This is a genomic window from Pseudoduganella violacea (assembly GCF_014191875.1).
In the GTDB taxonomy this organism is placed as follows: domain Bacteria; phylum Pseudomonadota; class Gammaproteobacteria; order Burkholderiales; family Burkholderiaceae_D; genus Rugamonas; species Rugamonas violacea_A.
On the sequence record NZ_JACHXD010000019.1, the window covers coordinates 65,891 to 79,647 of the forward strand.

Consider the following 13,757-nt stretch of genomic DNA (forward strand, 5'->3'; position numbering starts at 1 on the left):
ATTGTCCTTACAGTTCGGCCAAAGCGCGCTGGCTTTGCCCGTTCAGTACTTCGCTCAGGGTATCGTTTTCATCCTCGGCAACGCTGAACCACGGGTAGTACTGCGTGCGACGTAGGTAGCCCAGCGCCGTCACCACGGCATCCACCCGCCCCAAGGGATCGTAGTACACGGTATCGGCATAGCCCCACTGCCGCGCTTCCGTGTCGGCGACGTAGCCGGGCTGGTCGAGGAAATAGGGCTGGTAACGGCGTACCGCCCAGCCCTTGTTGTTGTACTCCACCCGCCCCGACACGATCCAGCGCGGCGCGCTGCCGGTGTCGCCTAGCACCGGCTGGCCATTCTCCAGCACCAGCTGGCCTTGCTCGTCGAGCATATAGGCCGGCCCCGGCACCGTCTGCTGGCAAGCCTGCAAGGGGCGCCCGAAGCCATCGCCATACGATAGCTGGATCTGCACCTGCCGGCCGGCCACGCCAGGATACTGGTCGGGCGTCAGCACGGCAGTGTGCACCGGACTGCGCTCGGCGGCCAGCAAGAGCGGGCGTACCTCCTCTGGAATGCCGGGCAGGGATTGCCGGCCGGCGGCCCAGGCGCGGCCGCGCGCCAGCACACAACCATCCGCCGTGATGAGATGGGCTTGCTGCAGCGCAGCCCATAGCCCCGCCACGCTCTCGTTTGCCCGGCAGTAGGCCGCCAGCCCGGCCTCCTCGATCCGCCCCATCCAGCTATACGGCGCATACAGGCTGACCGACGCGGCCTGCTGTACCGCCCCTTCCGGATGGGCCAATGCCGCCGGAATGCTGGCCAGTTCCGGCGCCTGCGCATTGAAGTCGCCGACTGGCGCAAAGCCGACGGCGGCCGGCTTGCCGTCCGGCCCCAGCTCCTGGCCGAACCAGGAACCGGCCACCACCCGCCCCAGCGCGTCGAACAGGGCTTGCTGCTGATTGCCGTTCACGTCCGTCACCTGCCAGGGCGCCAGGAAGCGGTAGTCGTACTGGGCCCTGGTCTGGTTGCCCAGCGCATCGGTCAGGGCCAGGACGCAGCAGGTATACTGGTCATACGTCAGGCTCTGCGGGCCGACGATTTGGGTCGTCTGGCTGGCGCGCGGACGGTAGAACGGCAGCCAGTTGCCGTCCTGGTCAACATAGCTGGTATAGCCCTTGGGGACGACCCAGACTTGCGCCGCCGGCGCGCCGGGCTGCGCCAGCACCTCCGGCTGCTGGCGATAGCCGGCCCGCTGCAAACGCGCGTCCAGATCGGCAATACCCGCATAGGCCGCCAGCGCGGCCTCATCCAGCTCCGCACTGTCGACGTGCTCCACCAGGGCCAATGGCGGCGGCGCCACACCGGCCGGCAAAGGCGCCGTGCCGCCGGCATTGAAATAGTAGGTCACGGCCTGCCCGGCGAAGATACGTTTCTGCTGGCTACCCAGCACGCCATCCGGACGGTGCAAGGCGGCGTAGTCGAGCCCGCGCTGATCGGCGGGATAGCCGCTGTAGCCGCTCGGATCGGTGATCGCATTGCTCCTGGCCTGATACGGCAAGCCGAGCCGCCAGACCTGCGGATCGTCCAGGTTGTACACGCTGGCCAGGCTTTCCGTCAGCCGCAGCGGCTGCTGGCTCTCGTCGTAGGTGCTGCGCCATTGCGTATCCGGCACCGAGGCGGGATAGGGGTTGACGGCAGGCTGGGGCCGGCGCGCATAGGCAATCGCTACGCTGTGGGTGACGGTGCCATACGCGTCGACCTGCAGGTTGACACTTTGCTGGACCTGGGGATCGGCGCCGATGCGGTCGTAATTGACGCTCAGTTGCTCCTGCAGCATCGGCAACAGCGCGCAATCGGGATAGCGCGCGGCGCCGGCTTGCACCAGGCGCACCTGGTATTGGCTGGTCTGCACGCTATACGGCGTGGCGTGGCGCGGGTTGGCATCGGCCCCATACAGCTCGGTGCGCAAGACCTGGCCTTTCAGCGCCTGTTCGAGCTGATAGCGCATGGCCGCATCGGCCGGCAGCAGGGGCTGGTCCTGGCCGCTGGCCGGGTCGAACACGGAAAAGCGCGTCGGCCCCAGCGCGAACAGCGCGGGGTCGGCATAGGGCGGTACGGCCGGATGCAGCTCGGCGCCCTCCTGCCCCGTGTGGTACCACACCCGGGTCTGGGCCGGCGCGGTAATCGGCACATCCGGCGCCGTGGCGGCGGCCATGGCGCTCGTATCGGTATGCTGCACGAAGCTAAAGCCGCGGAATTCGCGGTCCACGCCGGCATACACGCCCTGGCGATAAAGGTATTGCTGCGTCAGCGTATTGCCGTTGATCTCGTCCAAGCTGAGCGTGGCCGACAGCAGGGGCATGGCGAAAGGCAGTTGGCAAACGCTATCCGGTTTTTCCTGCTTTTCGTCGAGCCACTCCTGGGCCGAACTGCGGTAGTGCAGCTCGGTCGCGCCGCCCATATTGTTGTTCACCTTGTTCAGCAGATAGGGCTTGACCGGCGCGAAGGAGTAATACCAGTGGCGCGGCGCCATATGGGACACGGACAGCACCAGGTTGGCGCAGCCGCAGCCATCCATGTCGGCGAAACTCAGCTGGTCCAGGCGATCGTAGCGCACGCCCGGCGGCATGGGCAGCCGCAGGGGGGCGGCGCTGAAGCCGTTGCCCGACTGGTTCAGGAAAATCAGAAAATGATCGGCTTCCGCATAGATCAGGTCACTGGCGCCCGACCCGTCCAGGTCGGCCAGGAAGATGCGGGCGGGATCGAAAGTCGCGGCATCGAAGGGCAAGTCAGCCAGGACCAAGGGCGTGCCGAAACGGCCCCAACCCAGGTTGGGCCAGCATTCCAGGCTGTCATGGCGGATGTAGACCAGGTGTTGCTGCCCCGAGCCCAGCACATCGCTGAAGCCGACGAAGGCGGCCGGATCATGGCCGATCACCGGCAGGGGATTGGCCGCGTCATGCGCCACGTCGCGTGGCGGGCCGAAGCCGTCCAGGCGCAGATTGCGGTACATCCGCACGCTGTCCGGTCCGATGAGGGCCAGGTCGGACAGGCCATCGCCCACCAGGTCGGCCAATTGCGCCGAGGGCTGCAGGAACTCCACCGGGAAGGCGGGGAAGGGAATGAAGCCCGACCAGCGGCGGTCCGGGCCGAGCGTGAAATAGCCGGCCATGGCGGGCCCGGTCACCAGCCAATCCAGGCGGCCATCGCCGCTCACATCGCTCAGCATCTTGCGCGCCGGGATCAGGGAGGGCAGCGCCGGCAGCGATTGCCAGGCGCCGTAGCTGATCGCGTCCGGTCCGGCGCTGCCCCTTTGCGGCGCCTGGTAGCGCCAATCGGTGCCCACCTGGTACAGAATGCCCGGCAAACCCTCGCCATACAGGTCAACCAGCTGGTATTGCGTGCCATCGTTCAGGCCGGCAAAAGCCGGCAAGGGTTGGTAGCCGGCCGTGGCAGCGGCCGGATCGAAGGGGGTGTAATCGAACTCCAGCGGCGGCAAGGCGCTGTCGCCGCTGGCGGCATACGCCAGGATTTGCGCCGTCACCAGTTGGCTGAGCACGGGCGTCTGGACATAGTCCAGCAGCAGACGCTTGACGAGGGTATTCTCCTGCCCCAGCTCCTGCGGGAAGTGGTGGAACATCAGCACCTGGTGGCACAGCCGGTGCGTGCGCACCTCGAAGCCGTAGGCATAGCTGGAGAAGGAGTCGAGCCGGCAGGGCCAGGCCTGGATCGGCGCCCAGGTGGGCGCGCTCAAGGCATCCATGGTACGCTCGCCGTAGTCGAAGATCAGGGTGAAGAGCCAGCGGGGCTCTTCACCCTCTCCCGCCTTGCCCCATGCATACAGCGGGGCATACCCTTCGGTATTCCCATATTGCACCCGGCCCAGGTAGCGGTTCGCCGTCTGGCTCCGCTGCGCCTCGTTACCGCTCATATCCACTCCGGCGCTATCCTCGCTCAGGTACTCGTAGCAGATATGCTCGCCGGTGGGCGATACCGATTCGTCGAGCAGCCAGGAGGCGATTTTTTGCGCTGGAGCGGTAGGATCGGCAATCCGCGATTGCGGGCGTTTGCCGAGGCAGTGCAACTGGCCGTCGACACCGTGCAGCAGCCAGAAATCCTCGCCGCCGCCCTGCCAGCGCTCGATACGGTCGAAGCCCGCCATCACGCTCGGATAGTAGCGGGTGACAGTATAGCGTTGCCCCAGCGCCAAGCCGCCATAGCTCGCCACCTCGGCCGTCACGACCCGGCCCTGCGCATCCAGTTCCGGCACCATATATTCGCCATCCGGCGCCAGGAACTGGTCCTCCTCGCCATAGCGCGGCACGCCTTTCGTGGTGCGCCGGCTAATGCTCGGCACGGACACTTGCCACCCCATGCCCAGGACGCCATTCCCGCCGCCGCTGCCATAGCCCAGCGCCAACGTGGGCGCATAGCCGCGCCCCGGCGTGATTGGCAGCGGAAGCGACAGGCTGGCCTGGCCGCTCATGCCCACATTACCCAGCGCCTCCCCCATGCCCTGGATGGCGCCGCCGCCTTTGGGCAAGGCCGGCGCGGCGACCGTGACCGTGTCGGTTGGCTTCATTGTCTTCATCGAGCTGGCCATCAATAGTCCTTGAGCGTGTAGCGCAACTGATAGATCACGTCATTGAGGTTTTCTACCAGGGCGCGCTGCGCCCCGGTTTTCCCGGCATGGAAGAAGGTCAGAATCAGCTTACCGTCCTCCACCGGCGTACCTTCGAACGGCAGGTAGCGCGGATCGTTCAGATCCAGCACAAAGACGCCGGCATCGTCGAGGCCGCGCGACAACGGCACGAACACGCCCTGCCCCGCCGGGTCGCCCCGCCCCAACGTGGCTTCGATATCCTGGTATGGCCCCAGCAGCGTCGGCAAGGTCACGCTGATGCTCTTGAAGCGTCCGATCTTGCCCGTCACACCATAGCTTGCCGACAGCATCAGCGTCGCGATGTCGAGCTCGATCACCAGCTTGTCGCCGGTCAGCAGTTCCATGCTGACCCCGCCCACGGCCGGCGGCTTCAGGCCGGCCAGGGCCGCCTGCAGCATGGCCGGGAAGGTGGTGGTCGATTGCGGTGCACCGCTGATCTGGGTATTCAGCGAGACCGTCTTCTGGATCTCCAGGCCGCGCACATCGTAGTGCAGATAGGTGTTGTCCATCTTCTGCAGTTCCAGCAGCAAGCCTTCGCCGGCCAGCAAGCCCTGGTATAGATCGTTCCAGGTCGGCGTGGTAAACAAGTTCTGGGTTTTCTCCTCACCCAGCTCACGGGTCAGCGCCTCTTTCGCCGCCAGGCATAGCGGCAAGGTGGCGTCATACAGCTGGTAGTACAGGGCTGATAGGCGCCCCGTCATCCAGGTAAACAGGGCCGTGCCGGTGAAGCGGGTGCTCTGCAGGTTGTACACCGCCTGCTGGTTGGCCAGCTCCAGCTGGGCCAGCGCCTGCTGCTTCTGCGCCATCACCAGCTGCTGCTCCTGGGCGGCGATCTGGGCCGACAGCTGGGCCACCTCGTTGCCTGCGTTGAGCATCTGGATCTGCCAATCCTGGCGACGCCGGCGGTACTGTTCGCTGATGTTCAGGCGGGTCGACGCGATCTCATTGATCCGTCCGCTCCCTTCCAGCGTCATGGCCGATGCCTTCGCCGGGGCCGACCACTCCGAGCCACCCGCCGCCAGACCGAAGATATTGGGTGTGACGGCCAGTCCGCCTGCGATCGCATACAGCGGCTGGGCAGCGCCAATCATGGAGGCGGCCATCGTCTGCAAATTCATCGCCGATTCTTCGCCGCTGGAAATCCAGTTTTCATACAGATTGCCGTAGTGGGCCAGCCGTTGCTCGGCCCCCTTCTTGGCCTCCTGCAGCGCCATAAGGCCGTTTTGCAGCACGCCCAGATTGGTGGTCTGGATTTGCGCCGTCTGCGCCAGCACTTGCTGCTGCTGGGTTTGCACTAACAGGGTCATTGTCTCGTTATCACGCCGCTCCAGCGCCGCTTGCAGGGCATTGCCGAACTGGATCACATTGCCGACCGCCACGCGCGCCCGCTCCAGCAACACGCTGAAACGGAACTGGCTTGCCCGGGTCAGCGATGGCACGGAATTGCCGCCAGCGCCATTGCCAGCGCCGTGTTGGCGCTGCAGGCTGGCCGGCGACACCGGTGCCGCGTACAAAGGTAGCGCCAGCGGTTGGCCGTCCAGACTCAGGCCATGGCGCAGGTTGTACAGACGGACTTCGAGCGTGTCCCAGTAACTCAGCAGGTCGGCGTTATAGGGCGGCAGGAAACTGCCGTTCTGCCCGGCCAGCCAGGCGCTTGCGGCCTGGGTGAGCCAGGTCGGCGCCGGGGCATCCGGATCGTCGTCATTGAAGACGGCAATCTGTTCCGCTTCCTTCCCGACGGTGGGATTGGCCCAGCTGTCGCTGACATCGATGACCGGCCGCGTGCCCAGCAACTGCGAAGCCTGCACATAAAACATCTTGGCACGCGCCAGCGTATCGGGCTGCAGCTGGCGGTAGGCATGGTCGCCGGCTTCGATCAGCAGATTCACGGTCTGGCTGAAGACCGCCAGCTTGAACTGCATGGGATCGTTCATGGCGATCACGTCGGGATCGACTGTGGGGGGAATGGCCAGGTTCCAGCTATCATCTGTCTGCAGGGGCACCACATTCCAGTAGCGCACCTCACCATCGACCTTTACCGGCTTGCCATCGGCATCGACCATTTCCAGCTCGCCGTCGGCATTGCGATAACCGGCGTAGTTGAACAGATACTGGTACCACAGCGTGGACTGCGCGAAGTTCTGCTCGGTGAGATAGCGGTCGGCAATCAGGAAGGCGTTGTAGAAGAAGATTTCCCAGAAATATAGGCCATAGGAACCATTGAAGTCGATCGGCTCCTTGCCACCATTCTCAATCAGGTCCGTCTGCGTCCGATAAGACAGCAGCCTAGGGATACCGGTGGAGCCTGCGTGCAGGCATTCGATGAAATATGGCGCCGCTGCCGTCACAATCGAGCAAGACCATAATACTGCAACAGTACTTCCCTCGGTACGTTCTAATTGGAGTTTACCGTCACCGATTTTAAATGCGAAGGTGATATATTGTTCGTTCGGTGCGAAATCTTTAGTCTGAGCAATTGGTGAAATTGTTGTGGTAGTGCTCGAATTAGAAACGGTGGTTAGGCGATATTGGATATACTCATATCCTGGTCGACCAATATCGATGGTCTGCGCAGAGGATGTCAAATTATAAGTCTCTGAGAGGAAAATTACGCCGGCATCATAGGGATTGCCGACAACCTTATCAAAGGTCATATATCTGCCGTTGAATTTCGATAATACAAACGTGTACTCGCGTCCATCCTGGTTGATCTTCCATGTGAACGGTACCGCCAGCGGGGGTACCGTGCCCGGCAAGGCCAAGTCATGCAAGACGGTTCCACTGGCAGGCGGGATGAAGTCCGATGCAATCCATCGGTCCCCCTTCCACTCAAAACTTTTTTCCTTGCCATCCTGCCTCACCACCATATACTGCCGCAGCTTTCCGCCATCCTGATCGGTCACCGCATATGTCGCCTGCGGTGTTCCCGCTTCTGTATACGGAATGCTGGAGCTGGCGGCCCATGCGCCATTCTCCAGCAGGACCCAAAGCTCCGCGCGATACGCATAAGTCGCTTGGGTAGTTTCCCCTGAACCGGCCGTTCCGTCCTGGATAAGGCTCAGCCAGCAGATGTATAGGCGCCCGCCATTCCATACCGGACTTACCATGCCACCTACAGCGTCGCTGACACCGCCAGTGATCTTAAGCCACTCGGACCAGGAGCCGGCAGTCAACTCCTGCTCGTCGTTGCGTACCGCTGCATTGAGCGAACGCCAGTAATAGTTGTAAGGGGGGGATGGATTGCGTCCAATGAAATAGAAGGTGTCGCCGGTATTCACACTGATGTCGACGCCTGCCTGATAGCCACTGATCGTCTTCAGGTTCGCCAAATTTTCAAAACCAAGCATGTATTCCTGGAATGCCTGATTCACCCGGAAGTCGGTGATCCTTCCTTGGTTGATGCTCTCTTCCATGGCATCGAACAGTACCGTCTTGCCATAGCGTAGCTCCGGACTGAGATACATCGCCGCATAGTATTGCAGTTGCTCCTTGCCAGCCCAGGTCGAGTAGATCTGGTTATAGTCGGCCCAGTCATATAGAAAGCCACCTGGCCGCGATTCCTGCACCATGGTCGAATCGGGCGCATTGTCCACGTCAGGATCGTAGCCCCCCAGGCAGCGGTTGATGTACAGCTGCACACTGGAAATCGCTTCGGCCACCTGGGAGCTCGTCACCACCGACGAGATCTTGGTGTCGATCAACAAGTACTCGTACAGATCGTCGGCAGTTTTGATCCGCGGCTTGAGCTGCTCCGGCACGGAATTCTGGATATAGTAAGCCACCAGCGCGTCGCGCCGCAGCTCTTGAATGTCCTGCATCGCCAGCGCCGCCACCGAGCCCGGCGCCCCCGCGACCAGACTGGCCGCCGCCGCCGCGACCAACACCGGCGCCTCGGACGCCGCATCGCTTTCCCCCATCTGGTACAACTGGGCCATGCCGGTGCTGCCCACGCCAAGCTGGGCGCTGGCACGCATCCAGATCTCCAGCCGGTTCAACTGCTGGAAGGTTTGCGGATAGGCGGCATACGCGCCAACACTGACCAAATCGGCGTTCATGGCCGTGGTCGCTTCCAGCGGCCAGCCATGGATGTAGGCCAGTTGCGCCAGCGCCTCCTCCTCGCCGTCGGTATTGGCCACTGTGAAATAGTGCATGGCCGTGTCTTCCGGCACGATCACCCGCTGCTGCCAGGTTTTCAGACGCGACAGCATCAGCAGCACCGGCAGGGAGGGTGGCGGCGCGGCGGCGCCCGGCGGTAAATCGAGGAACCAGGTGGGCGTTTGCACCAGCAGGCTCAAGTCCTGCTCGGTCAGTTCGCCCCAGCGCGCAATCAGGGCGCCCTGCCCGGTCGCATTACTATAGCGCGCCAGATTCGGATGCGCGCGCAAGTCCGCCAAGCCTATGCCATCGGGCCGCGCCGTAAACATTTGCCGGATTTCGACCCAGAAATCACCAAGACCATACGGCTTGCTACCCTCGTCCGCAGGCACGGTGAAATGCACGTCCTGCCAGACCACCAGTTGACGCAGCACATTGGCCTTGAGCGAGAACGCGCCTGCCATCACCCGGTACAGCTTCTCGCACAGGTCCTCGCCCGGCGGCTCCTTGCCCGTATACTCGAGGGCAGCGCTATCGCTGCTCAAGGTACTGTAGATATTCTGCACATAGTTGAACACTTCCGGCGTGGCCTCATCGGTATAGACCGGCGTGGTCATGGCAACCACGCTGGATAGCGTCAGCTGATATTCACCCATCCACGTCAGCACACTTTCGGTTTGGCGGATGATCTCCAGCGTCAGCAGCGTCGGCGCGCGCGCCACCACCGTCAGCGGCGTTGGTTCCAAGGCCCCGTTGAGCAGGGCCCAGAGCACGCGCGCATCGCCGAAGCTGATGCCCAGCATGCGCGGGATCGTCGCCAGCCGATACAACTGGGCGTAGCGCGCCGCACTCATCTTTATCTCCGTAGGCGTGGTGGTGTCGAAGGCCAGCTGCGCCATCGCATACAGCTCATTCGCCGATACCCCCAGTCCGCCGCTGATCAGGATGGCATTCGGATCGACCTTGGCGGGCGTGAAGTCGATGACACCATCCAGGGTCGCCGTGCGGCCATCGCTAGGCGAAGTAAACAGCGACTGGAACAGGCTGGCGTGATTGGGGCGCGCATAGGTGTTCATGGTGCCGATAAAGCAGGCAAAGGCGTCGGCGGGAATGCCGTAGGAGGCGGCCAGCCGGCTGTATTCGGCCAGCGCCGCCAGCACCGGCGTATCGAGTTCCAGCTCGCTGCGCCCGATGGCCTGGTTCACATTCCGGATCAGCCAGTCGAGCTGGGCATACTCGAGGCCGATCTGCCGTTGCAGCCGCAACAGCCGCTCGGCACAGTCGGCCAAAGGAACGGCCGTGTCGTTTTTTAAATCCAGTTCATAGACATCCTGCCCATCGGCACCCTTCCCGGCCGGAACCACCAGCAGAGGCGTTGCCGCCGCTCCGGCCAGATAGGTCTGGCCGTATTCCGTGACCGGCACGGTGCGCATTTCTCCATAAGCATAGTAGGGGCTGGCACGCAGCGCAGCGGCGTCGCTGCTCTGGTAGGTCTGCTGCACGGTCATGGCGATGACCTCATTGAAGCTCAGGCCGGTACGGTCAGTGAAAACCGGCAAGGGCCGCAGTTCCTCGGCAATGTTGGCGCTAGGCAGATGGTAGCGCTCCTCGATCTCGTCCGCATTGGCCGGCTCCGACACCAGCAGGGCATAGGCGCCGGCCGTGAGGCGCAGCTGTTCGCGGGTGGGGGGCGACGGCGTCCGGTTGTCATTCGCCGGATCGGGCGCCAGCCAGACCGGCGGCAAAAATGCCTGCCATTGCGCATCGGCCAGGGCCGCCCACAAGGCTTGCAGCGAACCGTCCTGGGCCGCCAGCACCTGCCGGCTCTGCACCAGATTATCCTCATACGGCAGGGTCATCGGATAGTAGGCCTTGGCCAGGTCGGCAGCCGTGGTGTTATTGCTCGCCAGGATATTCAGCAAGATGTCGATGGTCGGAATCCGCTCATCCATGTTCTTGTTGCTCAGCACCAGCTGCCCGATATCGGGACGGCGCTGATCGATATTCAGCGGGCTGTCCTTCGTGTGCAGGCCCTGTGCGATCTTGTAGAGTTCGACCAGATAGCGGCCGGGCGAGAACAGCGATTGGATCGACGTCGCCTCGGCATAGCCTTGCGGAGAACGCTCCGGGAACAGCTCGGCAAAGTCAGGCGCATCGTTCAAGGCGCTGCGCAGCGCCGCCGACAAAGCCTCGGGCTGCGGACTGATACCCAGTTTGGCGATGCCCTGCATCACCGGTTCATTGCGCGCCACCAGCGCGCGGTGCAGGCTGAGTAATGTGTGCGCGCGTGCTTCCGCTTGTGCATAAATGCGTTTGACCTGTGCCGCCGGATAATCCGAAAGTTTGTGGACAAAAGTCCCTTGCGAATCACGCACGATATCGAATACGGATCGGTAGTCCAGCTCCTGCAGTTGCGCGAGCAGAGTTTCATCGGTGACCGGCAAAACTACGGTGTGCGACATATCCGAGTCATTCATGCACAAACTCCTTTTTTAAGTGAAAAAGATTCTCCATGCTTATCCACGGTCATCGGTCACGCTCGTAATAGATCAGCCTCTCTGTGGTCGTCACACCATTCCTGCGGCTGTAAAACGTTGATAACCGCTGAACAAGCGTTAGATCGGGTTCACACCAACAGCGCACTGTGGCGTCAGATGCGCAAACGAAATCCCTATGCACGGTCCGTCCATAGCACCAATAGCACTGCCAACAATGCGTGCGGGTGAAATAAAGCGCCTTAATGACGAGCAACAAAATGGCCGTGGCCCAAGTTGATAGTAGCGGCTTGATAAAGTATGGCTAGCGAGTTCGTGTTCGCTATCGGTATTACCCTTTGTCAGCTCGCCATAGGGCGCCGCCCTCTCGTCCACACGCGACGTCACCCCATCAAACCGGTCCGACATAGGAAGAGCGGCGGCACGGCCAGTGCGCGTCGACCGCGCCAAAGGGAATATAGCTTTATCGAATTGATCACGAGGAATGTAGGGGGCGACTGCATCTATCAAGATTCTGTCCTCCAAGCTGATCAGGATAAAAGTTTAAAAACCTACCTGCTACAAGGTGCTGGAAACGCAACGGCGACGGGCCGCTAAGGCGATAGACTAAATGGCACCAACACCAATAATGCATATAACATAATGCAATTAAGACAATGCCATAACGACCAACAACCCGCAAGATCACTTGTAATACGGAAGGAAGCTGAATAGCGCGCCAGCATCCGGCAGCCATCGCGCAGCCATCGCGCATGGCGACACGGCCAGCGCCAGTTCGGGCGGTAGCCGGAACTGCTTTAGCCTGGATTTTCCTGCTGCCGACCAATCAAAAAAATCGCTTGACCTTCCCACTATAAGAATCCCCAGACTGGATTGACCGTATCCCAAAAAGGAGATTCACCATGAAGTTCACCATTCCCAACATGACTTGTGGCGGCTGCGCGCGCAGCGTCACCCAGGCCATTCTCGCGGTCGATCCGAACGCGAAGGTCGTTACCGATCCACCAAACCGTCTGGTGACCGTGGAGAGTTCGTCGGCGCGAGAAGACATCGAGGCGGCCCTGCGCGCGAACCTCTTCCCGGCGGAAGAAGCGTAAGCCAGCGATCATCGCATTCGACATGCGAAGAGAGGCCATGCCCGCACGGTGCCATGGCCCCGCCCACGATCGGCCGTCGGCAATAGGGTAAGGCGTTCCGAGGCGTCCCTGGCCGACGTGGTGATCGACCACATTGTCGAACCTGTTTGCCCTGCCACCCGCCGCGCTGTCGTCGCGCCTATCGACGCAGTGGCGGCGGACCGGCTGTGTGGCCGCCCGCGATGCAAGCAATATCCATCGCGCGGCGCCGAACCATCGCCTCCCCGCGACGGTGCGACCAGCCGAGCCAGCCTGCCGTCCATTAGATCTTTGAAAGGAACTCGTCAGCATGAACATCAGCAGCGTCGCCAAAACATCGGGCGTGTCCGCCAAAATGATCCGGCACTACGAGCTGATCGGTCTGATCCCCACCGTCCGGCGCACGCAGTCCGGCTATCGGACCTATTGCCAACACCATGTCGACAATCTGCGGCTCATCCGGGCCGCCTTGAATCTGGGCTTTCATACCCATGACATCGGCATCTTGGTTGCATTGAAAGCCGACCGTTCTGTTCATGGCGCTGTCGGACGGTGCCACGCCGAACAATACCTCGCCAAGCTGGAGGAAAAAGCACGCGATATGGCGCAATTGAAGAACGCCTTGCACATCCTCATTGAGCACTGCGTATCCAATCTCACCGTCGAGAGCGGCATCCAGGGGGACAAGAAACACCACCCGCAGGGGGCTGCTCGCCCGGCATGCTGCAGCGCCGGATCCCACGCGGAGCTTGGGCCGAATTTACCGACCTTCATGGCCTTCCTGAGAATGTGGCCGGACCTGCCCTGAACGTCAGACGCGGCCATAGCGACCGGCGGGCCGCAGCTCGCCAGTGCGTGAGGCGACGCTCGTCCCCTCACGCGACCAACGATGGGGCCGGCACATCAAGGGGCAATCACCGAACACATCCCACTGCCGCGCCCTTTTTTTGCTTCGAGAGAAAAGACATGACCAATATCACTGTATTACCCCATCCAGACTATTGCCCCGAAGGACACACATTCGCGGCCTCGCCGGGAACCTCGATCTGCGATGCGCTACTCGAGCATGGCGTGGAGATGGACCATGCGTGCGGCAAGGTAGGCGCCTGCACCACCTGTCACCTCGTCGTCAGAGAAGGCTTCGCGTCGCTCAATCCCACCAGCAGCGCGGAGGAAGACATGCTCGACCGCGCATGGGGGATCGATGCGCAGTCACGCCTGTCGTGCCAGGCGGTGATCGGCATGGAAGCACTGCTGATCGAGATCCCGAAATACTCCATCAACCACGCCAAGGAACAAGGTTAGCTTGCCACCGCTGGCGCCCGTTCGCCGCTGTTTGCGAGCAACGCGCGCGGGAAAAAAAGCGTTTGACCTTCCCACCCAGGGAAGGTGCACGCTGTGTCCTTG

General features: G+C 62.2%; 5 protein-coding genes. 3 read left to right on the top strand and 2 right to left on the bottom strand.

Annotation, left to right across the window (positions count from 1 at the left end):
- Nucleotides 1-7 precede the first annotated feature (7 nt).
- Together FHS03_RS24025 and FHS03_RS24030 are read right to left on the bottom strand one after the other, a co-directional pair.
- A complete protein-coding gene (locus tag FHS03_RS24025) occupies nt 8-4,564 on the bottom strand; it encodes a SpvB/TcaC N-terminal domain-containing protein (RefSeq protein ID WP_229426383.1) in 4,557 nt (1,518 codons plus the stop codon).
- A gap of 20 nt (nt 4,565-4,584) precedes the next feature.
- Nucleotides 4,585-11,217 carry a Tc toxin subunit A-related protein gene (locus tag FHS03_RS24030; RefSeq protein WP_183443433.1) on the bottom strand — a complete coding sequence of 2,211 codons (6,633 nt, stop codon included), beginning with the start codon at nt 11,215-11,217 and terminating at the stop codon, nt 4,585-4,587.
- Between the two features lie 920 nt (nt 11,218-12,137).
- Between FHS03_RS24030 and FHS03_RS24035 the strand changes: the two genes are divergently transcribed.
- The 3 genes from FHS03_RS24035 to fdx all read left to right on the top strand — a co-directional run bounded on the left by FHS03_RS24035 (nt 12,138) and on the right by fdx (nt 13,655).
- A complete protein-coding gene (locus FHS03_RS24035; RefSeq protein ID WP_183443434.1) occupies nt 12,138-12,332 on the top strand; it encodes a heavy-metal-associated domain-containing protein in 195 nt (64 codons plus the stop codon).
- Nucleotides 12,333-12,660: 328 nt separating this feature from the next.
- Entirely contained in the window at nt 12,661-13,158 is a 498-nt protein-coding gene (locus FHS03_RS24040) for a MerR family DNA-binding transcriptional regulator (protein ID WP_183443435.1), read from the top strand.
- A 158-nt stretch (nt 13,159-13,316) separates the two neighbouring features.
- Entirely contained in the window at nt 13,317-13,655 is a 339-nt protein-coding gene (gene fdx / locus FHS03_RS24045; protein ID WP_183443436.1) for an ISC system 2Fe-2S type ferredoxin, read from the top strand.
- The last annotated feature ends 102 nt before the right edge of the window (nt 13,656-13,757 follow it).

What these genes read in the sequence shown, in the direction of transcription:
- fdx (WP_183443436.1), top strand. Translation starts at nt 13,317, where the DNA reads ATGACCAATATCACTGTATTACCCCATCCAGACTATTGCCCCGAAGGA.
- FHS03_RS24030 (WP_183443433.1), bottom strand. Translation starts at nt 11,217, where the DNA reads ATGAATGACTCGGATATGTCGCACACCGTAGTTTTGCCGGTCACCGAT.
- FHS03_RS24040 (WP_183443435.1), top strand. Translation starts at nt 12,661, where the DNA reads ATGAACATCAGCAGCGTCGCCAAAACATCGGGCGTGTCCGCCAAAATG.
- FHS03_RS24035 (WP_183443434.1), top strand. Translation starts at nt 12,138, where the DNA reads ATGAAGTTCACCATTCCCAACATGACTTGTGGCGGCTGCGCGCGCAGC.
- FHS03_RS24025 (WP_229426383.1), bottom strand. Translation starts at nt 4,564, where the DNA reads ATGAAGCCAACCGACACGGTCACGGTCGCCGCGCCGGCCTTGCCCAAA.